This is a genomic window from Flavobacterium sp. XGLA_31 (genome assembly GCF_051547105.1).
Taxonomy (GTDB): domain Bacteria; phylum Bacteroidota; class Bacteroidia; order Flavobacteriales; family Flavobacteriaceae; genus Flavobacterium.
The window spans coordinates 129,782-155,034 of sequence record NZ_JBPTTM010000004.1 but is presented as its reverse complement, the minus strand read 5'-3'; the positions used below and the strand labels follow the sequence as shown (position 1 = coordinate 155,034).

Below are 25,253 nucleotides of genomic sequence, written 5' to 3'. Positions count from 1 at the left end.
CGGTTCCAAATAATTGCTTTTGACCTGATATGAATAAATACAAGGATATCCACTTTGAAATTTCCGAAAGAAAAGTTCTTTTGCGGATTTTTGATGTGGTTTTTGTATTGTTTTTTCTGTACCTCGTCGGTATCATTTTCAGGTTTAATTACTTCATTATTTCGACCAGTAATTTTTACTGGACAATAGTTTTAGGACTGTATCTAAATTTTATTGGTTCTGTATTTGAAATGTACAATCTGCAGGTGGCCAGTAATCAGTTTCAAGTCATTAAAAGTATCATTCTCACTTCATCAACAACAGTATTACTCTATTTGTTGACCCCGGTTTTTACACCTATTCTGCCTAACAGGCTTCAGATTTTAATTTTCTTTCTGGCTGTTTTTGTAGCGCTGTTTACCTGGAGGATTATTTATGTTCGCTTTTTTGCTTCCAATCGTTTTTTGAAAAAAGTAATTCTGATTTGCGATAAAGAGCAGGTAAAAGAATTGGTAAACGGATTGGAAAGTGTTGATCCGCATTATCGGGTTTTGGGCTATGTCAATTCAGACAGCTCAGATGAAAGCAAAATTTCATTTGTAAAAGTCAAGAACATTGCAGTAGATGATTTGGAGAAATTTGTCAAAGAAAATTCGATTTCAGAAGTAGTAATCGCTTCTCAAAAAACAGATGGAATTACTGTGAATTTATACAATCAGTTGATTCATTTACTCGAAAGTGGTTTCATTATCAGAGAATATACCCAAGTGTACGAGAATATTACCCAGCGCATTCCAGTACAGTATGTTTCCCGCGACTTTTACCGTTATTTTCCTTTTAGCCGAAGCAATCAAAATCATTTGTATCTCATTGTTGTACGCTTTTTAGAAGTAATCCTTTCGCTGGTTGGGTTGGCTATCGGACTTGTTTTGGTTCCATTGGTGTTTGCTGGAAACCTGATGGGAAATAAAGGGAAGTTATTTTACACACAGGAAAGAGTTGGGAAGAACGGAAAGGTTTTTAATATTGTCAAATTTCGAACAATGATTAAAAATGCCGAAAAGGCAGGTGCGGTTTTTGCCACTACAAATGATTCCAGGGTGACTCCTTTTGGCAAAATCCTCCGAAAATCAAGAATTGATGAGTTTCCCCAATTTTACAATATATTGAAAGGTGATATGGCCGTTATCGGGCCTCGTCCGGAACGTCCGGTTTTTGTTAATGAAATTGCTGAAGTTATGCCGTTTTATGAAACCCGTCATGTTATCAAACCAGGGCTGACAGGTTGGGCGCAGGTCAATTACTCCTACGGAGCGACTATTGAAGACAGCCTAATCAAACTGCAATACGATTTGTATTATATCAAACACCGAAATCTTTTCCTCGATTTTAATATCATTTTTAAAACCTTTAGTACCGTCTTATTTTACCGTGGGCAGTAAGGCTCTGTTACTTTTTCTGAGGAAGTAAAACAACATCAGTAACATGCTCAAAATCATGGGTAGAAACATGACTAAATTGGGTTTGTCAAGTAAAATTACCACCAATGCCATCAACATTACTATACCGATTTGAGTGAATCGCTTCACCCAAACAAAGTTTTGTTGCCAATAACAGTATATTAACGCCAACAACAATGGGTTGAAAAGTAGTGTATTGTAGTTCCAAGCTACTTCGGCATGATAAGAATACCACCCCACTAAAGATAAGAATGTACCCAACAGTCCGAAAATGGCAAATAAGGTAAGATAAATCCAGGTTTTACGAGTTAAGACTATCAGAAGGAATACGAGTGTGAATGCATAAAAATTGTTCCAAAGCGAAGTGGTTTGACTTTGAGCTTCTGCTTTTAAAATTAGTTTTGGCGCTTCGGACACGGGTTTTCCATAGAGTTTAGTTGTTTTCAGACTCTCCATGAATTGATTGGGGAGGAACAATTTTTCCCCATTATCATCCACTTTTTTACCAAAAATAATCATGATACCCAAGTTCTCTATAAAATGATTTCTGAGATAGGGATACAGAATTTGTCGGTAACTTAAATCCTTTTCGGTTGTTTTTACAATACAGTTTTGTCCCAATGTTTGATTGACTTTATCAACCACCATATTGGTACAGTTACGGTCGATAAATTTATAGGTATAATACTTTTCCTCGGATTCTAAACTGTGGTTAAGTCTTTCAAAAAGCTGCTGTTTTTGCAAATCGGTCAGGTTGATTTTTTGCTCATAAATAGAACGGTTTTCCAATACATATTCATTGAAAAAATCATTGTAGGTAGTGGCCGTAACAAAATAACGCAAGTCCCCCTTGACGAATTTTAGATAAAAGTTTTCTGTACTGAAATCGAATGTACCATAATTATAAACAACATCCAGGGCATTGATATCATCTTTAATCCGAATGGCGGTGTGGCCAAAAAGCGAATAGAGTTCATTCCCTTCGCCACAGGTAAGGATACTTACTTCAGCGTTTTTGCCTAAGGACATTTGTCCGAAAATCAAACTGTTACTCAAGAGCAATACCCATAGAAACAGTAAAAAGATTTTGTTTTTAAACATAAAGTTCTATTTGATTTATCTAAAAATACTCAAGTCGACTTTTACTGAAAAGATATTGGAATAGAGCGCGGCACTTTGATCGCCTAAGTCGGTTAAAGCATAATCTACCTGTATGCCTTTATACTTGAATCCCAAACCGATGTTGGGTTGGAAATTTACTTTTTTGCTACCGTCAATTTGTTCTACATTCTGAAAATTTCCCACGCCCGCTCTGAGAAATACCAAATCGGTATACCCGAATTCGAGTCCCAAGGCCGGGTCGATACTTACGGCATCTGAAGCAATCACATCATTGGTTCTGGTAAACTGCATATTCAAATTGACAGCCGCCAATAACGTATAGTCATAATGAAATTCGAATTTTTTAGCAATACCCAACTGTGCTTTTGGCATTGTAATCTCGGTGCTTTCAGGCGGTTCTTGGTTTTGACCGGCTACGGCATCTTTAATTTCGTTGTACTTGTCTTCATCAATAGCCCACACGTTGTAAGTAGTGGTAATATCACGCAACATTAAACCGTAATGCCAATCGTCTTTTTCATATTGCAAACCAAAATCAAAACCAAAGCCCCAGGAATTGGCAAATTTACCAATCACACGTCGAATCACTTTGGCATTTACCCCATAACGTAAACCTTCTATTAGTGTCGGACGTCGGGCATAGGAAAAAGTCAAGCCATAATCGGCGGTAGAGAAGAGGCTGATGCGATTGTAATCAATATTTCCTTGTGAGTCAATTAATTGAGTGGTGTTTAAGATGTCATCTACTCCAAATCGAATAATGGAAAAACCCCAAGCACTGCGATCATCTATCTTTTTGGCGTAACCGGCATAATCATATTGAGCAATATTGGCAAAATAACTGGCGTGCATCAAAGCGGCCTCACTGTCTTCAATTTGGAGTAAGCCTGCCGGGTTCCAATAGCCCGAATTTACATCGCCTGTAAATGCGGTAACGGCATTTGACATTCCTAAGGCTGCGGCATCCACTCCAATATTCATGAATTCGTTGGAGTATTTTCTAACGGTCTGAGCATGAGTGTATAGTCCGGTGAAAAGCAGGAGAATAGCAATTGTATTTTTCAAGGCAATTTTTCTTTTTACAAATATCAATTAAAAATCTTGAATATAAAACGCAGAAGTCTGCAACTTATTGTATTAAATTTGCAAAACTTACATAAAAACCAAGTCTAATGAAAATAAAAGCGCAGATTCCCAATTTGTTTACAATGCTTAATTTGTTTTGTGGCTGTGTAGCTGTGGTGATGGTAGCTGATTTTAGATTTGATTTGGCTTTTTACTTTGTTTGTCTGGGGATTTTCTTTGATTTTTTTGATGGCTTTTTTGCCCGAAAGTTTGGTGTTGCTGGGCCATTAGGCGTACAACTCGATTCATTGGCCGATATAGTAACCAGTGGTGTAGTACCCGGATATGTGATGGTGTATTTATTGTCGGGTCATTATGAACATGCGCCCATTGAAGGATATCTTCCCTATTTGGGATTTGTAATCACGCTTGGAGCTTGTTATCGTTTGGCGAAATTCAATATCGACACACGCCAATCGGATTCTTTTATAGGATTGCCAACTCCGGCTAATGCGTTGTTTGTGACCAGTTTACCCTTGGTTATTGTATATGGTCAGGATACCTTTATTGCCGATATGTTGTTAAACCAATGGGTACTGTTGGGATTAACGCTTCTAAGTGCTTATGTGATGAACGCTGAAATTCCGCTGTTTTCATTGAAAATAAAAAATTTCAGTTTTGACAAATACAAATTGCAACTTTTCTTTTTAGGGCTTTCGGTAGTTTTAATTGTAACGCTGCAATTTTTGGCGGTTCCGCTGATTATTTTACTCTATGTTTTATTGTCAGTAATCAATAATGTACTGAGCAAAAAAGTTTCCTAGAGCAGAGACTTTTTATTGATTCTTTGTAATCATGTAAATTACAAATCCGAAAAATAAGGTAGCCAAAAGTAAAGATAAATAGGCTTTCGGATTTGCAAAATTAAGGGTTACGCCAAAGTCCGGATTTCTTTTTTCTATAAAAACTCTTTGGTCTTTTTTGTTATAATAAAAAAGTCCGCGAAGTTTCCAGTTTGAGTCATCATCATGCCAACGCTGTAGGGTTTCTTTGCTTGGATTTTCCATGCGTTTAAAATTCCAGTTTCTTTTTACGAAGTTCAAAGTTTTGTCCGAGATACACTTTTCGTACCATGGCGTCTTCGGCCAATTCCTCAGGAATTCCGGCTTTCAGAATGCCACCTTCAAACATTAAGTAGGTTTTATCAGTAATGGCTAATGTTTCCTGAACGTTGTGATCGGTGATAAGGATGCCGATGTTTTTATTTTTTAATTGCGCTACTATTCGTTGGATATCTTCAACTGCCACCGGGTCAACTCCGGCAAAGGGTTCATCCAATAAAATGAATTTTGGGTCAGTAGCTAAAGCACGAGCAATCTCAGTTCTACGGCGTTCTCCACCCGAGAGTAAATCACCGCGATTGGTTCGGATGTGTTCCAAGCTGAATTCTGCAATCAGACTTTCCATTTTGGCAATCTGTTCTGCTTTGGATAATTTAGTCAACTGTAAAACACTTAAGATGTTGTCTTCGATGCTCAGTTTTCGGAAAACAGAAGCTTCCTGTGCCAAATATCCTATTCCGTGTTGCGCACGCTTATACATGGGAAATTCGGTGATGTCAGTATCATCGAGGTAAATCTTCCCTGCATTGGGTTTTACCAAGCCTACAATCATGTAAAAGGAAGTTGTCTTTCCGGCACCATTCGGTCCTAAAAGCCCCACGATTTCTCCTTGGTTTACTTCCACGGATATGCCTTTTACGACACTTCGCCCTTTATAGGTTTTGACTAAATTTTCAGCTCTTAATTTCATTCTGTTGGTTATTCGGTTGTTCGACTATTTGGTTATTCAACAAATTAACGAATAAACCAATCATCAAATTCACCATTTAACAATTATTTATTTTCTTCTAAGGCTTCCCAAAATTCATAAGCTCTTCTCAAATGCGGAATTACGATAGTGCCACCTACCAAAGTGGCTATACCCATGGCTTCCATCATTTCTTCTTTGGTAATGCCTTCTTTGTAACAGGTTTCCAAATGATATTTGACGCAGTCGTCACAACGTAAAACAGTGGAAGCAACCAAACCCAATAACTCTTTGGTTTTGACATCCAAAGCTCCTTCGGAGTACGCATTGGTATCCAAATTAAAAATGCGTTTTACAATTTTGTTATTGTCAGCCAATAACTTTTCGTTCATCTTGGAACGATATTCGTTAAATTCTTCAACCAGCTTGCTCATTTCGTTTTTTATTTCGGACAACGATAGCGGATATCCAGATACTCACTTCGTAAATTAATAACATGGGGATGGCTACGGTAATTTGGCTTACCACATCGGGCGGCGTTACAATAGCGGCAATCACTAATACGATAACGATGGCGTATTTTCTATAGGTTCTAAGGAAGGTTGGGGTTACCAATCCCAATTTGGTGAGGAAATACAAGATGATAGGCAATTCAAAATAAAGTCCACTGGCAATTACGGCGGTTTTTACCATACCTATATAAGAATCAATATTGAACTGATTTTTTACGACACTACTGATGGAGAATGTGGCCAAGAAGTTGACTGACATCGGTACAATTACAAAATAGCCGAACAATACCCCTAAGAAGAAAAGCAATGAGGCTACGGTAATAAATACTTTAGCATTTTTTCGTTCTTTTTCATACAGAGCGGGACTGATAAATTGCCAAAACTGCCAAAGAATATAAGGGAATGCCAAAATGAACCCGGCAGTGATACAGGTCCATACAAATATGTTTACCTGTCCTTCCATTTCTGTATTTTGAATGATGAACGGCAGTTCGGTAATACAAATACTATCGGCAAAACCTAAATAGTGAGAGGCTTCACAAAAGAAACGATAGGTGATAAAACTAGGATCGGTTGGTCCGAAAATCAGCGTGTCAAAAATATAATCGGCAAAGAAATAGGTAATAGTTGCCATGATGACCACAGCGGCAGAGCTTCTTACTAAGACCCATCTTAATTCTTCTAAATGATCAAGGAACGACATTTCGCCCGTAGGCTTTTTTGTTTTTTTTGCCATTATACGATACCTTCTTTTAAAATGTCATGCAAATGTAAAACACCTTTATAATCTCCATTGTCTGCAACAACCAATTGCGTAATCGAAAAATCTTCCAACAGGTTGAGTGCATCGCTGACCAAATCAGTAGATTTTATGGTTTTAGGATTTTTAGTCATGATGTCAGCAGCCGTCAAACCAGAAATGGAATCGGTTTTATTCAGCATTCTTCGAATGTCACCATCGGTAATAATCCCGATAATTTTGTCGTTTTCAACCACAGCGGTTACGCCCAAACGTTTTTCAGAAATCTCAACAATCACTGTTTTGATGTTTGAATCGGGAGTAACGACAGGTTTGTGGGTTCCGTCAAGCATATCTCCAACGCGCAGCAATAGTTTTTTTCCCAACGCTCCGCCTGGGTGGTATTTGGCAAAATCTTCTGCTGTGAAATTTCTCATTTCCATCAAACAAACAGCAATTGCATCACCAATAACCAATTGTGCTGTGGTACTGTTGGTGGGTGCCAGGTTATTGGGGCAAGCTTCTTTTTCTACATAAGTGTTTATGGTGACATCAGCTTCTTTTCCTAAAAAGGAAGTAGTGTTGCCGGTAATGGCAATCAACTTGTTTCCGAAACGTTTTAATAATGGGACTAAAACCTTAATTTCAGGACTGTTACCGCTTTTCGAAATGCAAATGACCACATCGCCGGGCTGTACCATCCCTAAATCGCCGTGAATGGCTTCAGACGCGTGTAGGAAAAGAGAGGGTGTTCCTGTTGAATTTAAGGTCGCTACAATTTTTTGAGCAATGATGGCGCTTTTACCAATCCCTGTGACCACTAGGCGACCACTAGCCTTGTAGATGAATTCAACCGCTTCTGCAAAGTTGTGGTCTAAAAAATCTACAAGTTTCGCAATGGATTCACTTTCAGCTAAAATGGTGCTTTTGGCCGAAGCCAAAATGGTGTCTTTATTTATCAAAATTGTAATAATATAAAATTTGTGTGTGTAAAAGAAAGTCGTATCTTTATGTTTGCAAATTTATGTAAAAATACCACATTACCCAAGAATGAATTCAAACGAAATTGACATACACGCAGCATTAAAAAAGTATTTTGGTTTCAACCAATTTAAAGGATTACAAGAACAAGTCATAAAAAGTATTATTACCCATCATAATACTTTTGTTATTATGCCGACTGGCGGTGGGAAATCACTTTGTTACCAGTTGCCTGCTCTAATACAAAACGGAACAGCCATAGTTGTTTCTCCACTTATTGCTTTAATGAAAAATCAGGTTGATGCCATTCGGAGTTTGTCTTCTGAAAATGGGATTGCCCACGTATTAAACTCCTCACTAACCAAAACCGAAATCAATCAGGTTAAAAAAGACATCACATCCGGAATTACCAAATTATTGTATGTAGCACCTGAGTCACTGACTAAAGAAGAATATGTAGAGTTTCTGCAAAGTGTGCCTATATCTTTTGTTGCCATTGATGAGGCGCATTGTATATCAGAATGGGGTCATGATTTCCGTCCGGAATATCGAAATCTCAGAAGCATTATCAAACAATTGGGAGATGTGCCCGTGATTGGTTTAACGGCTACGGCTACGCCAAAAGTGCAGGAAGATATTTTGAAGAATTTGGACATGTCTGATGCGACGACTTTCAAAGCTTCGTTCAACCGTCCGAATTTATTTTATGAAGTACGTACCAAAACCAAAAATATAGAAGCGGATATTATTCGCTTTATCAAACAACATAAAGGAAAATCAGGGATCATCTACTGCTTGAGCAGAAAAAAAGTAGAGGAAATTGCCGAAGTGTTGCAGGTAAATGGTATCAGTGCTGTGCCTTATCATGCGGGATTAGATGCTAAAACACGTGCCAAGCATCAGGATATGTTTTTGATGGAAGATGTTGAGGTGGTGGTGGCTACGATTGCATTCGGAATGGGAATTGACAAGCCGGATGTTCGTTTTGTGATCCACCATGATATTCCGAAATCACTTGAAAGTTACTATCAGGAAACCGGTCGTGCAGGTCGGGATGGAGGAGAAGGACATTGTTTGGCTTATTACTCCTATAAAGATGTTGAAAAATTAGAGAAATTCATGTCGGGAAAACCGGTGGCTGAGCAGGAAATTGGTTTTGCTTTACTTCAGGAAGTAGTGGCTTATGCTGAAACATCCATGTCAAGACGTAAATTTTTATTGCATTATTTCGGTGAGGAGTTTGACAGTGAAACCGGTGAAGGTGCTGATATGGACGACAATGTTCGCAATCCGAAAACCAAAGTCGAAGCCAAAGATCAGGTAAAAATGTTGTTAGAAGTGGTTCGCGATACCAAGCATTTGTACAAATCCAAAGAAATAGTATTTACTTTAATAGGCAGAGTAAATGCCACCATCAAAGCGCATCGAACTGATACACAAACATTTTTTGGTTGTGGTGCTTCTTTTGATGAGCGGTATTGGATGGCATTGATTCGACAAGTATTGGTTGATGGTTTGCTCCATAAAGACATTGAAACATATGGGATTTTAAAAGTCTCGGAACGCGGTCATGAGTTTATCAAAAATCCGACTTCTTTTATGATGTCTGAAGACCATGAATACAGTGAAAGTGAAGAGGAAGCTCTGGTAACAGCTGCCAAATCCTCGGGCACTGCTGATGAGGCTTTGATGACGATGTTGCGTGATTTACGTAAAAAAGTGGCAAAGAAATTAGGTGTACCACCATTTGTGGTGTTTCAGGATCCTTCCTTAGAAGATATGGCCTTGAAATATCCGATTACTATTGATGAATTGAGTAATGTTCATGGAGTAGGAGAAGGCAAAGCCAAGAAATACGGAAAAGAATTTGTTGATTTGATTGCCAGATATGTGGAAGACAATGATATCATTCGTCCGGATGATTTGGTAGTGAAGTCTACCGGAGCCAATTCTTCGAATAAATTGTACATCATTCAAAACATTGATCGGAAGTTGTCTCTTGAAGATATAGCCAAAGCCAAGGGCTTTACAATGGATAATTTACTTAAGGAAATGGAACAAATAGTTTATTCCGGTACCAAGCTCAATATAGATTATTGGATAAACGAAATCTTAGACGAAGAACAACAGGAAGAAATCCATGATTATTTCATGGACTCTGAAACGGATAAAATTGAAGAAGCACTTAAAGAGTTCGATGGAGATTACGACATTGAAGAACTTCGTTTAATGCGAATAAAGTTTATTAGTGAGGTGGCAAACTAAACTAAGAGGTTTCCAAATAAAAATCGGCTGCTTTTATGAAGGCAGCCGATTTTTTTTAGTAATGAATAGTAGTATTATTGCTTAATTATGCGAAGTGTTTTTACTTCATTTTCTTGTCTTACGATCACATTGTAAACGCCAGTCGGATAACCCAAACCAAGTTGTGTTTTAGTAAGTTCTTCCAAACTGATTTCTCTTTGTTCAATTAATCTTCCTAACATATCATACACCTGAATATGTATATCAGAATTGTTATATGACAATAAGTTTATTTGAAATGTTTTCTCATACGGATTGGGGTAAGCCATTACATTACTTAAAGACTCAGAAAGCGTTGGTGTATGCAGGTCACAGTTTTCGGTTAATACAGTTGCTGTAACGGCTACTCTGGCTGAGGAACAAACTTCGGTAATATCCCAATCGTAGAAATAGTTGTAACTGTAAATATCTGTATAATCATTATCAATGCCACCGATTATCATAACGGGACCATTTTCCATAGGAAATGGGCTCGGGAAGAAACTATTATAAGCCAGAGCATTGTCATATGATGTACCGTCGGTAACCTGAAGGGAGTAATTCTCTCCTGCAGCTAATTCATAATTAAGAATAACTGTTTGTGCTGTAGTACTTGGCGAATAATCTGAAAAAGAGTTTGGTGTAAAAGTTACCGCAGCAGTACCGGGAACTGGTATGCCGTTTTGAAATATTCTTATCGTAATAGGTGCTACACCAGATCCGCCCGGACTTTGATTAGGGTATACTTTAACCGAATTTAAAATAATGGAATTATTGAGATTAAAGGACAAACCTTTATTGGTGCCACCGGATGGATAACCGTCTCCTGAATATGACATGCCCGCTGTAGTATTGCTGGTAGTTTCCGTGCCGACATAATAGGTTGTAGTCGTTGAAATTGAAGGGGTAATAAATGTATTTCCGGTAGCTAAAGTTGTACCGCCGCTTGGAGCATCATACCATTTAACAGTTGCTGTTGAGGCGGCTGATAACGTAGCCGTGTCGGTATTTAATAAACAAATAGTTGCTGGTATAGTAGAATCAATAGAATTGTTTAAAGTGATTGAAACAGGAGTTGACGCTACTGTTGCAGAACTGAATGAACAACTTACATTACAACGATAATACGTGTTTTCCAAAGGAGTAACCACACAACTTGTAGCTGTGGCACCATCAATATCATCATAACTTAACCCAGAGGCAGAACTTTGCCATTGATAGCTTATTCCTTCTCCAATAACTACATTTTGCAAACTCAAAGTACTTGATTGTCCGTTACATACATTGGTTCTTGTAGCTATTGTATTCCCCGGGTTAACAATAGAACATTCTGCTTGTCTCGCGGTAGAAAAAAAGCCTTTAAATGCAGTAAAATCTAATGGAGCACTTGTGGATGCTAAGGTGTTTGGTGTTCCTGCTGTAAAAGTTGAAGTAATTCCAAAGTCATTATCATACACACCCGCAGCAGCAGGTGCCTGAACAATAATACTGTTTTCTCCGGCTTCAGAATCACTTACTTTTATGTTGAAGTTTATAACAGTACCATCTGTTTTATACACTTCCCAGCGATTTTGACTCAAATGGGCAATGTTAGCGGAAGGTGTTCCTGAATTGGTTCCGAATGCTTCTACTTTCAAATTGGTCCCCGGACTGTTAAATCCTCCGGAAGGAGTCGTAACCCCCACCCATATAGGCGCATAAGATTCTTTACCCACAGGGAAAAAGAAAGCAGAATCAAAACCGGAACCATTGGTTAGGTCAATTGCATTTTGGCCACTTCCGATATCTTTAGACATCGGCCCGTCTACATAACAAGTGCTCCCGAAATTACCATCTATAAAAGCCGTATAAGCCATAGCCGGAGTTCCGATTTTCAAAATGTTTGTTCCCATATGAATAATACCGGCCGTCATGTTAAGACCGCTAACTACATTAAAAGGAATGGTAAAAGTGACTCCGGAAGTACTGGTGTTGTTTACTTTCAGTTGGTTTACAGATCCGGTATTGAAGGAATTGTTGAGAATTACATCGCTTTGCGCATTAAATGTTCCGTTACCTGAAATTGTTTGAGGATTTGTGGTTTCTACATAAGAACCGTTGATATAATTACCTAAGTAGGTGCTGTTGTAAACGTTTAATTCTCCGTTGTTCAGAACATTTCCTCCGTAGTAGGTATCCACGCCGTTACCTTTTACTTTCCCCTGCAAAATTTTAAAATCGTTTTGAACATTCATTACAACAGTGCTGAAATTACTGTTGTTATTGTCTAAATTCATGAATCGGTTGGTCGGATCTAGAGCGTTAACAGTTAAATTGCCCAAAGACAAAGCACCGTCAGCAGTTCTGAAATTACAATTGAAACCATTTGTGGTTACGGTACTCTTCTCAGTAGAAATCCCATCTCCAATTTGTAAAGTATGTCCTAAACCGGCGGCATAATTTGTATTAGAATCATAAACAAACGCCGAAACGGTATTACCGGTGTTATAAAATGATAAACTCAATGGCAAATTAAGTCCTGTTTCGGGTAAACTGGGATTAGTATTAATGGTTCCGTCAAAATTGATATTAGCAATAGTTGTACCGGCAGGAATTCCTGTGCCAACCACAATTTGTCCAACAGCCAATCCATCAACAGAATCCAGTTGCACACTTGAAGTATACCAACAAAAAAATCCGGTGCAAGGAATAACACTTGTTGCTTCGTGAGTTGTTACTAATGTAGTATTCACCACAGGTGGATCAATAATTGTTATTTTTCCTCCTGTCAGATTCAATGTTGAGTTCCCTATTTTGAAAAGTGTTTGGTCACTGCTGGTAGCGGTAGCTCCATTATGATTTCCGTCAACTATTATATCACCTCCGGTTTGGTTGAACGAACTGCCATTTGCATGGAATACGTTTCCATTAACAATAAGTGAACCTCCGTTAATAGCATACGTTCCTCTGTTTGAAAAAGTAGCATTATTATTGGTACAACCTACAGTTAAACTGGAAGCATTACTAATCAAGGCACCACCGACAGAAATATTAATGCCCGCAGCATTGCTGTTAGTATCAACTGTTATGGTATGACCGGAAAGTATGGTTACAGTGTCTGTACAGGTAGGCACTGAATTACTGCTCCAAACAGCAGCATCATTCCAGTTTCCTGATTGGAGTGAAGTTACCGGAGTGTCTAAAGCGGCATTGTAACCCACCTGAAAAATATTGTCTAAATCAGTATCAGAAAGATCTGTTCTTTCTGCAAAAGGGGTAGTGGTTCCTGTTTGATGAACTCCGATTGTGGTTCCGTCAGCTTTGATAATTCGGGAGTTACCATTTTTAATTAAATAAGCATCCTCCAAAGAAAAAGCTAAAGTATGGTTTCCAACGGGGAATGAATAAGTCGCATCTTTTTCAACTACCCAGGTGCCTTCATAAATATCTGTAACGGTATAGGCACCGTCTGCTATTGTAAAGCCGGGAGATACAGTGGACGCATCATAATAACTTACAGAGAGTTGTCCTGATATTGCTGAAAAAGTAGAGTCGTTTGGCCTCGTGATAAAAGCCGCACGGCTTTTCCCGTTGGCACTGATAAAAGGAAATAATGCCTTAATATTATAATAATCAGCGCCAGAAGCAATAGGGTCGTAATTATCATATGCGTCATACCATCGCCCGATAGTACCGCTCAAAAAACCATTACCGGCAGGGCAAACAAGAGCGGCACTACCATAATTTCCAACAGACATTTTATTACTGCCCAAGTCGACTCTGGCATTCGTCAGTGTTAAAACACTTTTGATTTTAATATTGTTGAATCCCCAAATAACATTAGGCGTTGTCGGGCTGGTGTTGTTTACGACCAGCTGATTAATTACTGCACCATTGTTTGAAGAGGAAGTGTTATAAGAGGTTCCGCCGAAAGTTCCCAAACCACTTACGGTTTGTAAAGTAGTTCCGTTTAGATTCAGAACGCCTTCCGGATTATAACTGGAACCTTCGGACAAATCGATTCTCCCGTTGTTAATAATATTGCCTGCAATGCTAAGTTGTATTCCTTTATTATAACCAAATGAACCGGCATCAAAAAAGTAATACCCTTTAAATAAACCACCCGAATTCACCGTTAAATTTCCATTTACAATGAATTCCCAAGAGGCTGCTGTGCTTTCCAAAGTGCCGTTTATTGTTACGTTTTGAACTGTCAACCAATCTGAAAGGGATACTGTAGTTCCTGTACTGATGATTACATTATCGTCAGGAGTTGGAGCTGTTTCAGTTCCCCAAGTTAATGGATCGGTGTAATTTCCTGATTGAACTGACGTATATGTAGTTTGTGATTGTATATCCGTAAAGATAAAAAGCACCATTAGAGACAGTATTCCTTTTAAACCAACTTTGGTTCGGCAATTGTGAAAACCCGGAATGTTCTTAAAAATGTAATTTATTAGCATTGGATAAAGATTTTGATTAATAATTACTCAAAGCTAATTATTTGTATGTCTTTTTTTATAAAGCACACTTTCAAAATGGCAGAATTTACGAAGCTTATTTGACTGGTTTTCCCCAGTAAAATAAGCATTGTTGCACAACTGAAGGTAAAAAAAGAAGTAATCGCTTTTCTTTTTTTAAGGAGTGTAAAGTTCGCCTCGATGTGGTTTCAAAACATCTCTGACTTGAATCATGTACTCATCAGTTACCACCATAAAAGCAATGGCATACATGTCATTTTTAATCTCAAAACCGGTAATGTTTACAGGCAGTTTTTCAATTTCTATATATTCTTTTAGATGAATTTCGTGATGTTCTGCTGTTTTTGCTGCCGCCGGACCACGAAAGTCCCAGATTAATTTTATTTGTCTAGACATGATAACGATGTTGATGCGATGCAAAATTACAATAACAATTTTCAAATCACTATTTTTGCCAAAATTCAATACAAATGCCACGCGAATTACTCATACAAGTCTCCCCGGAAATAGCATCAAACGAAAGTTTACTTTATGAGAATGTGGCTCAATTAGTTCGGGTTTCTACCAAATTGGTTCAAAAAGTTGTAATTCTGAAAAGATCCATTGACGCACGCCAAAAAGCAATAAAGGTGAATCTTAAAGTTTTGGTCTATTTGATTGATGAAAAATATACCGAACAAAAAATAGAACTTCCGGATTATCCCAATGTTTCCAATGCACAGGAAGTTATCATTGTCGGAGCAGGGCCGGCAGGTCTTTTTGCCGCTCTACAATTGATAGAATTGGGGTTAAAACCAATTGTTCTTGAAAGAGGAAAAGATGTTCGCGGACGTCGCAGGGATTTGAAAGCGATTAATCGGGATCATATTGTCAATGAAGATTCCAATTACTGCTTTGGCGAAGGCGGAGCAGGAACCTATTCTGATGGAAAGCTCTACACCCGATCGAAAAAACGCGGTGATGTTGATAGAATTTTACAGTTATTAGTAGCCTTTGGAGCCACTCCCGATATTTTGGTGGAAGCACATCCGCACATCGGGACAAATAAATTACCACAAATAATTCAAGACATCCGAGAAAAAATTATCGAATGCGGAGGACAGGTTTTGTTTGAAACCCGCGTTACCGATTTTGTGATAAAGAATAATGAAATACAAGGGGTGACAACCCAAAAAGGGGATACGATTGCGGCCAATAAACTCATCTTAGCCACCGGACATTCCGCTCGCGATATTTTTGAATTACTAGACCGAAAAAAGATTTTTATCGAAGCCAAACCTTTTGCATTGGGAGTTCGTGCTGAGCATCCTCAGGAATTGATTGATAAAATTCAGTACAGTTGTGACTTTAGAGGAGAATATTTACCGCCGGCACCTTATTCCATCGTGAAACAAGTAAACGGCCGCGGAATGTATTCATTTTGTATGTGTCCCGGTGGTGTAATTGCGCCTTGTGCTACCAGCCCGGGCGAAGTGGTGACCAATGGTTGGTCTCCGTCTAAAAGAGATCAGGCGACAGCCAATTCGGGAATTGTGGTCGAATTGAAATTAGAAGATTTCAAACCATTTGCCAAATATGGCGCCTTAGCAGGTATGGAATTTCAAAAAAGTATCGAACAAACGGCTTGGCGTTTGGCAGGACAAACTCAAAAGGTACCGGCACAGCGCATGGTTGATTTTACCCAAAATAAAGTTTCGTCTTCCATCCCGAAAACATCCTATGTACCGGGAACAACTTCTGTTGAATTAGGGCAAGTATTCCCCGGATTTCTGACCCAAATCATGCGCGAAGGTTTCATGCAATTCGGTAAATCAATGCGGGGTTACATGACCAATGAAGCAATTTTGCATGCGCCCGAAAGCCGTACTTCATCGCCCGTAAGAATTCCAAGAGACATTGAAACGTTAGAACATCTTCAAATTAAAGGATTGTATCCGTGCGGTGAAGGAGCAGGATTTGCCGGCGGTATTATTTCGGCAGCTATTGACGGTGAAAAGTGTGCATTGAAAATAGCGGAAAGTCTTTCAAAATAAGTATATTTCATTTTTATTGTAAAAAAAAGTAGGGTGATAGCATTATGTGTTGTCCAACCTTAAAACTCTAAATTATAAATAAGATGAAAAAAATTAAAATTTTACTGTTGTTACTAACCGCTATTGTGGCAACATTCTATTCTTGTTCGGATAATAATCCGGTTGAAAATGAGGTGGTAGCTACTAAGAGTATTTCGCTGAGAACCACACTTAATGAAATTAAAAAAGCCAATAATATTCCGGGCAAAACAAATCAGACCACATTAGATCAAGCTTTTTGTTTCAATTTTGTTTATCCTATTACTCTTTCCTATAACAACGGTACTGCTGTAACCGTTGCTACATATGATGGGTTAATTGAAATTTTGACCGATGAAACCAATAATTTGTATATTGATGGAATTGTGTTTCCATTCCAAGTTCAGGAGGAAAATACTATAACTACAATTAATAATGAAGCTGAATTTTACGCTTTGATTGATGCTTGTACCACATTTGAAACGGTAAATGATTTAGTGGTAAATCCTAATTGTTATCAGATTGTGTATCCTATTTCAGTCATTGGTCCTAATGGACAAACTGTAACTGTAACCAGCGACACACAATTGAACAGCATGATTTCTCCGGCGGCTGGTACATATCAATTGGATATTGTATTCCCAATATCATTGACATTGAACAATCAAACAGTAGTAGCCAACGACTTATACGAATTGTTCGATTATTTTGATGATTGTACCGGAAATGCGTGTAACTGTCCAACCGATATTAACCCTGTTTGTGTACAAACGGCCAATGGAATAGTGCAGTTTGACAACGCTTGTTTGGCTGAATGTGCCGGTTATACCGCTAATGACTTTGTAGATTGTAACAGTAATAATCCGTGTAATTGTCCAACAGATTTCTTGCCGGTATGTGTACAAACGGCTACGGGAATAGTACAGTATGACAATGCTTGCAGAGCAATTTGCGATGGGTTTTCACAAGCTGATTTTGTGAATTGTAGTACAGCTACACAAACATTTGGTCAGTTATTAGGCAATTGTTTTACTATTTCTTATCCGGTTCAGATACAAAATCAGGGAGCTTTGGTGACGGTTAATAATGATGGGGAATGTCTGCAATATTGGTTCCCGGTACAGAATTCTATGCCGGCGTTTAGTTATCCGATAACAGTTACTTTTGGAAATCAGGTCTTTACTTTTGCTAATCAAGCGGCATTTCAGACACAAATTGATTTGCATTGTAATTAATGATAGGGTTAAAAATTGGATTAAATTTAATTCTTGTTACCACATGTTTTAAGTAAACATGTGGTAACTAATTTTATGATAATGAATCAAACTGACCAGCAAAATAATGCATGCTTATGTTCGGAACCTATTTTTAAATTGGTTTTTGAGACCAACTTTAAATTGCTGCGAAACTTTTTAATTTATAAATTCAGAGATGTTGAACGCGCCGAAGATGTGGCGCAAAATGCATTTGTAAAACTTTGGGAAAATTGCGGGATTTTGAAACCCGAACAAGCCAGAAGCTTTTTGTATACCACGGCCATCAGGCTTTCATTGAATCAAATTAAGCACAATAAAGTTGTAGCTAATTTTGAAATACAATCCAAGTTGAAAACAACATATTCGGAATCTCCAGAGTTTTTGATGGAAGAAAACGAGTTAAAAAAGCGATTGGAAAAAGCGATTCATGATTTGCCCGAAAAACAGCGAATTGTTTTTTTGATGAATAGGTTTGATAATCAATCTTATGCCGATATCGCAACAGCATTAGATTTGTCTGTAAAAGCAGTAGAAAAAAGGATGCACTTGGCCTTGCTGTCGTTGCGAAAAGTGGTGAAAAATGTTTAAAATTTGTAGTATGAAAAATGAGAACGAAGCGTATTTGTCCGATTGGTTAGCCCAAAAAATTTCAGATGAACAACTGAAATTATTGGTTGGGGAAAAAGAATTTAAAGCTTATCAAAAACTGAAAGAGGCCTTGAACGATTTCACCGTCAATGCTCCGAATATGGAGCAAAATTTCAGTGCAATTCAACAAAAAATAAAGGCTCAAAAAGAGGAAAAAAAGTCTAATGTCTTTTTGCTTTGGTATTCCGCAGGTGTCGCGGCTGCCATACTTTTATTGGTGGGATTGTTCCAGTTATTTTACTTCTCCAATACGGTAGAAACGGCTTGTGGAATCAATAAAATAGAGCTGTTGCCGGATAATTCACGAGTGACTTTAAATGCAAAATCAAAATTGTCATATCCTACCTTATTTCGATACAACAGAACTTTGACATTGGATGGCGAAGCATTCTTTGAAGTCCAAAAAGGAAGTGATTTTACAGTAAAAACCGATTTGGGAAGTGTGAAAGTCTTGGGGACCAAGTTCAATGTTATTGCCTATAAAGATTATTTTGAAGTGGTGTGTTATGAAGGGAAAGTTCGGGTGCAATCCAAAGACAGATTTACTATTTTGACTCCTACTGAAAGTGTTCGCTTTTATGACAATCATTGTGAGAATTGGGCCGATAATTTGGTCAAAGCACCTTCTTGGATTTACGGTGAATCCACTTTTAAAAACGTTCCGATAAAATATGTTATCAATGAGTTGAAAAATCAGTATGATGTAGATGTTCAATTTCCGGAGAACCTGGAAAACGTCAAGTTTACAGGAACTTTTACTCATAAAAAGCTGGAAACTGCCTTGAAATCAATTTGTATCCCTTTGCGTTTGAATTATGCTAAAACCAGTTCGGGAAAAATTATTATTTCCAAATGAAATACCTGATTTCGTTTTTTTGTGTAGTTGTTTTTTGTCAAATTTCATGGTCGCAAAAGAGCGAAAGGAAATCCTTTGTCTTTACTGTAACCCCAGTTCAGAAAGTTTTAGCGGAAGTTGAAGAGAAGTTTGATGTCAAATATTCGTATGTAGACAGCATTGCGGTAGGAAAAAAAATCACCTTACCTAAAGCATTGTACTCTTTGGAAGAAATTAATAACCAAATCTCAGAGCAAACAACACTTTCTATTGTCAAAATTGATAATCGGTTTTATTCTATTGTTCAACAATACCAAGAAATTCCGCCCAAAATTTACACTTTGGATGATGTTTTAGTCGAAGCGTTTTTAGCTAAAGGCATCACTAAAACCAGTCAAAAAGTAGTGCTTTATCCCCAAATAATCCAAACTCTTCCCGGGGTGACAGATGCCGATATTTTACTCACGTTGCAGCAATTGCCCGGAGTGAAAAGTCCCAACGAAACGGCGAGCGGTTTGCATGTCAGAGGCGGCTCGCCTGATCAGAATCTAGTCCTATGGGATGGTATTCGGTTGTATCATCCGGGGCATTTATTCGGTATGATTTCGGCTATTAATCCGAATGTAAATCAAACGGTTAATTATTATAATCAAGCGGTTAATCCCAAATTCGGTGAACGTATCTCGAGCGTTATTGATGTTAAAACGTCTGATAAAATTTCTGAAAAGACCTTCATCAATGCAGGACTTAATGCACTCAATGCTGATCTATACCTGCAAACTCCCTTGATTAAAAATAAACTAGGCCTACAGCTTTCGGGTAGAAAATCATTTACAGAATGGCTACAGTCGCCAACGTTTGAGCAACTGGCCAAAAAAGTTTTTCAGAACACCAATTTCAAAGATTTCAGTAATCAAAACCAATTTCAGTTTCAGGATTATTCCGCAAAATTGAATTATAAACTCAATCCGAATTCAGAATATTCTTTGACCGCTTTATGGATTGATAATAATTTGGATTTTAAAAGTAAAAGTGCCGATTCGGAATTCAATAAACAAACCATGTCCATTTCCAATTTTGGTTTCAGTTTCAACTGGAAACAAAAATTCAGCAAACGATTCGAACAAAAACTGCTGATTTTTTACTCGGCTTATGATTTTGATTATGAAAAGCGACAGCAACATTCGGATGTTACTTTTGAAGGCTATAAAAAATTAAACCGTTTGATTGATTCGGGTACAGAACTCAATTATTCCTTCGGGATTAACAATCGATTGAAATGGGATTTCGGGTACCAATTTTTAGGAAATGATGTGTCTCATTTGTTCAACAGCTATAACCAAAACCTCGGTGTTGTATTGGATTTGAAGCATCATTACAACGTCTCGCAAGTTGGGTATTCATTTCTGAAATACGAATATCAAAAATGGAATTTACAAGTAGGAATGCGCTATGCATATTATGTTCAATTGAAAAAAAACAGTTTTGAGCCTAGGATTATGGTGCAAAGACAGCTTTCGGAATCATTAATCGGACAATTGTCATATGAGGGGAAAAGTCAGGTTTTGAGCCAAATCAGAGAAGATTTTGCAAACGATCTGAGTTTGGAAAACTATGTTTGGGTTTTAGCAGGAAAAGATTCTTATCCGATACAACGCGCCAATCAGTGTACCCTTGGATTCATTTTCAAAAAGAACTCTTGGTTGTTGGATGCCGGTGCTTATTATAAAACAATAAAGGGCATTACTTCTTTTACCTTTGATTTTCAAAATCAATACGATTACACAATTCATCAGGGTAACGGCTTTACTAAAGGAGTAGACGTTTTGCTGCAAAAAAGTGCTTCCGACTGGCGTGCCTGGATGACCTATACTTTTCAGGATTCACAACACAAATTTGACGGAGTGAATCAGAATGAATATTTCCAAATGAACTCCAATAGCAAACACGCCTTGAATTTTTCTTTCTATAAAAAATGGAAAAGCTATAACTTGGCTTTAGGTTGGTTTTGGCACACCGGGAAACCCTATAGTTCAATTAATGAGACAGGTGAAATAATTTCCTATAATTCGGAAGTGCTTCCGGATTATCATCGGTTGGATATTTCGGGTTTTTATCAGTTTAAAGACAAGCATGATTGGAATTATAAGGTTGGTTTCTCTGTTTATAATCTCTACAATCGTCATCAAATTCTCAGCAAAGAGTTAGAACGAAAATATACTGTAATAGGCGATTTTATGACTGCCAATTATACCGTTCAGAATTACTATTCATTGGGAATCATGCCTAATGTTTTTATTAGAATGAACTTTTAAATAAAAAACCGCTCATAAAATGAGCGGTTCTGAAAGTAATAATTAATGCTTCTTTTTCAATCGGTCTTTAAATACCTTCTCGAATTTTTCCAACTTAGGTTGTATAACCAACTGGCAGTACGGTTGCTCTTTATTGTTTTCATAATAATTCTGATGGTAGTCTTTCGCTTTGTAGAAGGCTTTGAAAGGTTCTAAAGTCGTTACAACTTTTTTGCCGTACACATTGCTCGAATTCAATTCAGTGATGATGCTTTCCGCAGCTTTTTTCTGTTCATCATTTTTATAAAAAATTACAGAGCGGTATTGTGTTCCCACATCAGCACCCTGACGATTTAATGTTGTTGGGTCATGAACGGTGAAGAATACTTTGAATATTTCATCCAAATTGGTTTTGGTTTTGTCAAAGGTAATTTCCACCACTTCGGCAGCACCTGTGGTTCCGGTACAAACTTCTTCATAACTCGGGTTTACTACTGTGCCTCCTGAAAAACCGGAAACTACTTTTTCTACACCTTCTAATTGTTCATATACAGCCTCCACACACCAATAACATCCGCCACCAATAACGATGGTGTCCAGATTCGATTTGTCTCCGGCAATTGCATCCGGAACAAAATCCAAGGAGACTGCATTCATACAGTACCGTTTTCCTGTTGGTGCCGGGCCATCGTCAAACAGATGTCCTAAGTGACTTCCACATCTCCCGCACAGAGCCTCGGTGCGTTGCATACCATAGGAATTATCCGGTTTGAAAATTACACTGTTTTTGTTTTCCTGCTCAAAGAAACTTGGCCAGCCACAGCTGCTCACAAACTTTTGTTCCGATTTGAAAAGCTTGTAACCACAGGCCGCACAGTAGTAGGTTCCTTTGGTTTCAGATTTCCACATCGTGCCGGTAAAAGCTCTTTCCGTGTCGGCATGTCGGGCAACAGCATACAAGTCGGGAGATAATACCTTTTTCCATTCCGCATCAGGCAAATCCAGTTTTTGGGTATCGGTATTAGAGTAATAAGGATTTTCGGGTTTTGAAATTACATTTTCCATAGTAACGGGTTTTGAGTTTGCTTCTGATTTACTAGCATTTTGGCCACAAGCATTCAGCATGAACAGTGGCAATAAAAATAAAAAGTTTACAACGGATTTTTGCATAATTGTAAGTATTTAAATCTTTGACAAATTTACATCACATCTACGAGGTGAAATGTCAGTTAAATTACAAATTGCGGCTATTTAAGGAAAGTTTAACGGTTGTTCCAAATGCAGAATTAATGAGGCTTGTTTTTTTTCGTATTTTTGAACGATTAATAAAAGCTATGACAGAAGAAAAAGTAATCTTAGTCAACGAAGAAGATGAACCTATAGGGTTGATGAATAAGTTGGAAGCACATGAAAAAGCAGTGTTGCATCGTGCTTTCTCGGTATTTGTATTGAACAGTAATAATGAAATTATGTTGCAGCAACGAGCGCATCATAAATATCATTCTCCGTTACTTTGGACGAATACTTGTTGCAGTCATCAGCGGGATGGTGAAACAAATATTCAGGCCGGAACCCGTCGATTGTATGAGGAAATGGGTTTTAAAACTGAACTCAAAGAATTGTTCCATTTTATTTATAAAGCACCATTCGACAATGGCCTGACCGAGCACGAACTAGACCACGTCATGATTGGCTATTATAACGAAGAACCCAGTATCAACAAAGAAGAAGTGGAAAGCTGGAAATGGATGAAAATTGAAGATGTGAAAACAGATATGCTTCAAAATTCGGAGATTTACACCGTTTGGTTTAAAATCATTTTCGATGAGTTTTATCACTATCTAGAAGACCATAAAATATAATCATGAGAGTAACTGTTTCAAGAAAAGCTCATTTTAACGCTGCCCACCGATTGTATCGCAAAGACTGGTCGATGGAAAAAAACCAGACCGTTTTCGGACTCTGTAATAATCCCAATTTTCACGGACATAATTATGAACTGACGGTTTCGGTTACCGGTGAGATCGATCAGGAAACCGGTTATGTAATTGACGTTAAAATTCTTTCCGACTTGATTAAAGAACATATAGAACTTTCTTTTGATCATAAAAATCTAAATCTTGATGTTCCTGAGTTTGCTGATTTGAATCCAACAGCTGAGAATATAGCTGTAGTCATTTGGCAAAAAATGAGAAAACATATTGATCTCGATAAAGACTTAGAGGTGGTATTATATGAAACCCCAAGGAATTTTGTAACCTATAGAGGCGAATAATGGCATTGCAGGTAGGAGAAACAATTCCCGTTTTTTCGGCTATTGACAATCATGGCGATTTGTTTGAAAGCACAACAGTTATTGGGAAAAAACCGGTAGTAATTTATTTTTATCCTAAGGATGATACTCGAGTTTGTACCGAGCAGGCCTGTGCTTTTCGTGACCAATATGAAGATTTTAAGGCTTTGGGAGCAGAAGTTATAGGCATCAGCAGTGATAGCTTACAGTCACACATAAAATTTGTGACTAAGTACCAACTTCCTTTTATATTGCTTTCTGATTTTGATAAGAAGATAAGACGTGCTTTTGGTGTTCCAAATGATTTGTTGGGATTAATTCCGGGAAGAGCGACTTACGTAGTTGATAAAAAAGGCGTTGTCCAAATGGTTTTTGACAGCACTTCGGGAAAAATTCATATTGAAAAAGCACTCGAAATGCTGAAAACCATGTAAGTTTGACAAAATGAAAGAGATGAAATTTTATCCGTTGCAATTTGAACCGATATTGAAAGAGAGGATTTGGGGCGGAACCAAGTTGAAATCCTATTTGAATAAATCCATTACTTCCGATATTACCGGTGAGAGTTGGGAAATTTCCACTGTTCAAGATAACGTGAGTGTTATAGCAAATGGTCATTTCCAAGGAAAACATTTAGACGAATTAATTGCTGAGTTTCCGAAAGAGATTTTGGGAACCAAAGTCTATGAAGCCTTTGGTAAACAGTTTCCGTTACTATTCAAATATCTGGATGCCCGGGATGATTTGTCTATACAGTTACATCCGAATGATGTTTTGGCCAAAAAAAGACATGATTCTTTCGGGAAAACCGAAATGTGGTACGTTATGCAAGCTGATGACAATGCCCGATTGATCGTTGGGTTTAAAGAAAAATCTTCACCGGAGGCATTTTTACAACACGTAAATGACAAGACTTTATTGGATATACTGGATACTAAAAAAGTGAAACAAGGTGATGTTTTCTTTTTGGATACCGGAACAATTCATGCTATTGGTGCCGGAATTGTCATTGCCGAAATTCAGCAAACTTCAGATGTAACCTATCGTATTTATGATTTTGACCGCAGAGATGCCAATGGTAATACACGCGAATTGCATCTTGATTTGGCTTTAGAAGCCATCAATTATGATACGGTAAAAGCGCAAAAAGAATACTTGAAAAAAGAAAATGTGTCTAACGAAATAGTACATTGTCAATACTTTACAACCAATATTATTCCGCTAAACGGAGCTGTTGTAATGAATAAAAGCAAAGATTCTTTTAAAGTATTTATGTGCGTTGATGGCGAATTTCAACTGCAAACCAACGAAGAGACATATCAATATCAAAAAGGAGATACTATTTTGATTCCTGCTGCTTTGACTGACTTTCAGTTGATTGGCAAGGCCTCGGTACTAGAAATTTACATTTCGTAGTGTAAGTTCTAAAGAATTAACGTAATTTTGCGCCACCCGAAACCTCAAGG

At 37.8% G+C, this 25,253-nt stretch carries 22 protein-coding genes; 12 read left to right on the top strand and 10 right to left on the bottom strand.

The window, feature by feature from the left end; all coding sequences use genetic code 11:
• The first annotated feature begins 29 nt into the window (after window positions 1-29).
• Window positions 30-1,421, top strand: coding sequence for an exopolysaccharide biosynthesis polyprenyl glycosylphosphotransferase (locus ACSVH6_RS09495; protein ID WP_438077834.1), 1,392 nt, complete (start codon window positions 30-32; stop codon window positions 1,419-1,421).
• On the opposite strand, the gene ACSVH6_RS09490 is transcribed toward ACSVH6_RS09495, so the two are convergent.
• Together ACSVH6_RS09490 and ACSVH6_RS09485 are read right to left on the bottom strand one after the other, a co-directional pair.
• Window positions 1,401-2,540: a lipoprotein N-acyltransferase Lnb domain-containing protein gene (locus ACSVH6_RS09490; RefSeq protein WP_438077832.1), complete on the bottom strand. Its 1,140-nt coding sequence runs from the start codon at window positions 2,538-2,540 to the stop codon at window positions 1,401-1,403. The two genes, ACSVH6_RS09495 and ACSVH6_RS09490, sit on opposite strands and share 21 nt — an antisense overlap.
• 15 nt (window positions 2,541-2,555) lie before the next feature.
• Window positions 2,556-3,542, bottom strand: a complete 987-nt coding sequence (locus ACSVH6_RS09485; protein WP_438078019.1) for a PorV/PorQ family protein — start codon at window positions 3,540-3,542, stop codon at window positions 2,556-2,558.
• 191 nt (window positions 3,543-3,733) lie between these two features.
• On the opposite strand from ACSVH6_RS09485, the gene ACSVH6_RS09480 reads away from it, so the two are divergent.
• Window positions 3,734-4,450 carry a CDP-alcohol phosphatidyltransferase family protein gene (locus ACSVH6_RS09480; RefSeq protein WP_438077830.1) on the top strand — a complete coding sequence of 239 codons (717 nt, stop codon included), beginning with the start codon at window positions 3,734-3,736 and terminating at the stop codon, window positions 4,448-4,450.
• A 12-nt stretch (window positions 4,451-4,462) separates the two neighbouring features.
• Here ACSVH6_RS09480 and ACSVH6_RS09475 read toward each other — a convergent pair whose 3' ends face one another.
• The 5 genes from ACSVH6_RS09475 to ACSVH6_RS09455 all read right to left on the bottom strand — a co-directional run bounded on the left by ACSVH6_RS09475 (window position 4,463) and on the right by ACSVH6_RS09455 (window position 7,648).
• On the bottom strand, window positions 4,463-4,693 hold the full coding sequence (locus ACSVH6_RS09475) for a DUF5808 domain-containing protein (RefSeq protein WP_438077829.1): 231 nt from the start codon (window positions 4,691-4,693) through the stop codon (window positions 4,463-4,465).
• Window positions 4,694-4,697: 4 nt separating this feature from the next.
• On the bottom strand, window positions 4,698-5,438 hold the full coding sequence (gene lptB, locus ACSVH6_RS09470; protein ID WP_438077827.1) for an LPS export ABC transporter ATP-binding protein: 741 nt from the start codon (window positions 5,436-5,438) through the stop codon (window positions 4,698-4,700).
• An 83-nt stretch (window positions 5,439-5,521) separates the two neighbouring features.
• Entirely contained in the window at window positions 5,522-5,869 is a 348-nt protein-coding gene (locus ACSVH6_RS09465) for a carboxymuconolactone decarboxylase family protein (RefSeq protein WP_438077825.1), read from the bottom strand.
• Window positions 5,853-6,683 carry a twin-arginine translocase subunit TatC gene (gene tatC, locus ACSVH6_RS09460; RefSeq protein ID WP_438077823.1) on the bottom strand — a complete coding sequence of 277 codons (831 nt, stop codon included), beginning with the start codon at window positions 6,681-6,683 and terminating at the stop codon, window positions 5,853-5,855. Before tatC ends, ACSVH6_RS09465 begins: the two co-directional genes overlap by 17 nt.
• The gene (locus ACSVH6_RS09455) at window positions 6,683-7,648 is read right to left on the bottom strand and encodes a KpsF/GutQ family sugar-phosphate isomerase (protein ID WP_438077821.1); all 966 of its coding nucleotides are present in this window, start codon (window positions 7,646-7,648) and stop codon (window positions 6,683-6,685) included. Before ACSVH6_RS09455 ends, tatC begins: the two co-directional genes overlap by 1 nt.
• Before the next feature lie 88 nt (window positions 7,649-7,736).
• On the opposite strand from ACSVH6_RS09455, the gene recQ reads away from it, so the two are divergent.
• Window positions 7,737-9,932, top strand: coding sequence for a DNA helicase RecQ (gene recQ / locus ACSVH6_RS09450; protein ID WP_438077820.1), 2,196 nt, complete (start codon window positions 7,737-7,739; stop codon window positions 9,930-9,932).
• Window positions 9,933-10,006: 74 nt separating this feature from the next.
• Here recQ and ACSVH6_RS09445 read toward each other — a convergent pair whose 3' ends face one another.
• Together ACSVH6_RS09445 and ACSVH6_RS09440 are read right to left on the bottom strand one after the other, a co-directional pair.
• Entirely contained in the window at window positions 10,007-14,392 is a 4,386-nt protein-coding gene (locus tag ACSVH6_RS09445; RefSeq protein ID WP_438077818.1) for a T9SS type A sorting domain-containing protein, read from the bottom strand.
• Between the two features lie 174 nt (window positions 14,393-14,566).
• On the bottom strand, window positions 14,567-14,806 hold the full coding sequence (locus tag ACSVH6_RS09440) for a hypothetical protein (protein ID WP_438077816.1): 240 nt from the start codon (window positions 14,804-14,806) through the stop codon (window positions 14,567-14,569).
• 74 nt (window positions 14,807-14,880) lie between these two features.
• Between ACSVH6_RS09440 and ACSVH6_RS09435 the strand changes: the two genes are divergently transcribed.
• From ACSVH6_RS09435 to ACSVH6_RS09415, 5 genes are all read left to right on the top strand, one after another.
• A complete protein-coding gene (locus ACSVH6_RS09435) occupies window positions 14,881-16,443 on the top strand; it encodes an FAD-dependent protein (RefSeq protein WP_438077815.1) in 1,563 nt (520 codons plus the stop codon).
• A gap of 83 nt (window positions 16,444-16,526) precedes the next feature.
• On the top strand, window positions 16,527-17,696 hold the full coding sequence (locus ACSVH6_RS09430; RefSeq protein ID WP_438077813.1) for a hypothetical protein: 1,170 nt from the start codon (window positions 16,527-16,529) through the stop codon (window positions 17,694-17,696).
• A gap of 81 nt (window positions 17,697-17,777) precedes the next feature.
• Window positions 17,778-18,305 (top strand): RNA polymerase sigma factor, encoded by a 528-nt coding sequence (locus ACSVH6_RS09425; protein WP_438077811.1) that lies wholly within the window; start codon window positions 17,778-17,780, stop codon window positions 18,303-18,305.
• 10 nt (window positions 18,306-18,315) lie between these two features.
• Window positions 18,316-19,221, top strand: a complete 906-nt coding sequence (locus ACSVH6_RS09420; RefSeq protein ID WP_438077809.1) for a FecR family protein — start codon at window positions 18,316-18,318, stop codon at window positions 19,219-19,221.
• Window positions 19,218-21,515, top strand: a complete 2,298-nt coding sequence (locus tag ACSVH6_RS09415; protein WP_438077807.1) for a TonB-dependent receptor plug domain-containing protein — start codon at window positions 19,218-19,220, stop codon at window positions 21,513-21,515. Before ACSVH6_RS09420 ends, ACSVH6_RS09415 begins: the two co-directional genes overlap by 4 nt.
• A gap of 42 nt (window positions 21,516-21,557) precedes the next feature.
• Here the strand turns inward: ACSVH6_RS09415 and ACSVH6_RS09410 are convergent, their stop codons facing one another.
• On the bottom strand, window positions 21,558-22,619 hold the full coding sequence (locus ACSVH6_RS09410; RefSeq protein ID WP_438078017.1) for a bifunctional methionine sulfoxide reductase B/A protein: 1,062 nt from the start codon (window positions 22,617-22,619) through the stop codon (window positions 21,558-21,560).
• A gap of 209 nt (window positions 22,620-22,828) precedes the next feature.
• Between ACSVH6_RS09410 and idi the strand changes: the two genes are divergently transcribed.
• From idi to ACSVH6_RS09390, 4 genes are read left to right on the top strand one after another with little or no spacing between them, the layout of a single operon-like run.
• A complete protein-coding gene (gene idi / locus ACSVH6_RS09405) occupies window positions 22,829-23,356 on the top strand; it encodes an isopentenyl-diphosphate Delta-isomerase (protein ID WP_438077805.1) in 528 nt (175 codons plus the stop codon).
• 2 nt (window positions 23,357-23,358) lie between these two features.
• The gene (locus ACSVH6_RS09400; RefSeq protein WP_438077803.1) at window positions 23,359-23,769 is read left to right on the top strand and encodes a 6-pyruvoyl trahydropterin synthase family protein; all 411 of its coding nucleotides are present in this window, start codon (window positions 23,359-23,361) and stop codon (window positions 23,767-23,769) included.
• Complete coding sequence (locus tag ACSVH6_RS09395) at window positions 23,769-24,221, top strand: peroxiredoxin (RefSeq protein WP_438077801.1); 453 nt, start codon at window positions 23,769-23,771, stop codon at window positions 24,219-24,221. The genes ACSVH6_RS09400 and ACSVH6_RS09395 overlap by 1 nt, the downstream gene beginning before the upstream one ends.
• A 19-nt stretch (window positions 24,222-24,240) precedes the next feature.
• Window positions 24,241-25,203 (top strand): type I phosphomannose isomerase catalytic subunit, encoded by a 963-nt coding sequence (locus ACSVH6_RS09390; protein WP_438077799.1) that lies wholly within the window; start codon window positions 24,241-24,243, stop codon window positions 25,201-25,203.
• Window positions 25,204-25,253 lie beyond the last annotated feature (50 nt).

What these genes read in the sequence shown, in the direction of transcription:
- ACSVH6_RS09400 (WP_438077803.1), top strand. Translation starts at nt 23,359, where the DNA reads ATGAGAGTAACTGTTTCAAGAAAAGCTCATTTTAACGCTGCCCACCGA.
- ACSVH6_RS09490 (WP_438077832.1), bottom strand. Translation starts at nt 2,540, where the DNA reads ATGTTTAAAAACAAAATCTTTTTACTGTTTCTATGGGTATTGCTCTTG.
- ACSVH6_RS09415 (WP_438077807.1), top strand. Translation starts at nt 19,218, where the DNA reads ATGAAATACCTGATTTCGTTTTTTTGTGTAGTTGTTTTTTGTCAAATT.
- ACSVH6_RS09465 (WP_438077825.1), bottom strand. Translation starts at nt 5,869, where the DNA reads ATGAGCAAGCTGGTTGAAGAATTTAACGAATATCGTTCCAAGATGAAC.
- recQ (WP_438077820.1), top strand. Translation starts at nt 7,737, where the DNA reads ATGAATTCAAACGAAATTGACATACACGCAGCATTAAAAAAGTATTTT.
- ACSVH6_RS09390 (WP_438077799.1), top strand. Translation starts at nt 24,241, where the DNA reads ATGAAATTTTATCCGTTGCAATTTGAACCGATATTGAAAGAGAGGATT.
- ACSVH6_RS09430 (WP_438077813.1), top strand. Translation starts at nt 16,527, where the DNA reads ATGAAAAAAATTAAAATTTTACTGTTGTTACTAACCGCTATTGTGGCA.
- idi (WP_438077805.1), top strand. Translation starts at nt 22,829, where the DNA reads ATGACAGAAGAAAAAGTAATCTTAGTCAACGAAGAAGATGAACCTATA.
- ACSVH6_RS09410 (WP_438078017.1), bottom strand. Translation starts at nt 22,619, where the DNA reads ATGCTGAATGCTTGTGGCCAAAATGCTAGTAAATCAGAAGCAAACTCA.
- tatC (WP_438077823.1), bottom strand. Translation starts at nt 6,683, where the DNA reads ATGGCAAAAAAAACAAAAAAGCCTACGGGCGAAATGTCGTTCCTTGAT.
- ACSVH6_RS09495 (WP_438077834.1), top strand. Translation starts at nt 30, where the DNA reads ATGAATAAATACAAGGATATCCACTTTGAAATTTCCGAAAGAAAAGTT.
- ACSVH6_RS09480 (WP_438077830.1), top strand. Translation starts at nt 3,734, where the DNA reads ATGAAAATAAAAGCGCAGATTCCCAATTTGTTTACAATGCTTAATTTG.
- ACSVH6_RS09440 (WP_438077816.1), bottom strand. Translation starts at nt 14,806, where the DNA reads ATGTCTAGACAAATAAAATTAATCTGGGACTTTCGTGGTCCGGCGGCA.
- ACSVH6_RS09420 (WP_438077809.1), top strand. Translation starts at nt 18,316, where the DNA reads ATGAAAAATGAGAACGAAGCGTATTTGTCCGATTGGTTAGCCCAAAAA.
- ACSVH6_RS09425 (WP_438077811.1), top strand. Translation starts at nt 17,778, where the DNA reads ATGAATCAAACTGACCAGCAAAATAATGCATGCTTATGTTCGGAACCT.
- ACSVH6_RS09395 (WP_438077801.1), top strand. Translation starts at nt 23,769, where the DNA reads ATGGCATTGCAGGTAGGAGAAACAATTCCCGTTTTTTCGGCTATTGAC.
- ACSVH6_RS09485 (WP_438078019.1), bottom strand. Translation starts at nt 3,542, where the DNA reads ATGAATATTGGAGTGGATGCCGCAGCCTTAGGAATGTCAAATGCCGTT.
- lptB (WP_438077827.1), bottom strand. Translation starts at nt 5,438, where the DNA reads ATGAAATTAAGAGCTGAAAATTTAGTCAAAACCTATAAAGGGCGAAGT.
- ACSVH6_RS09475 (WP_438077829.1), bottom strand. Translation starts at nt 4,693, where the DNA reads ATGGAAAATCCAAGCAAAGAAACCCTACAGCGTTGGCATGATGATGAC.
- ACSVH6_RS09435 (WP_438077815.1), top strand. Translation starts at nt 14,881, where the DNA reads ATGCCACGCGAATTACTCATACAAGTCTCCCCGGAAATAGCATCAAAC.
- ACSVH6_RS09445 (WP_438077818.1), bottom strand. Translation starts at nt 14,392, where the DNA reads ATGCTAATAAATTACATTTTTAAGAACATTCCGGGTTTTCACAATTGC.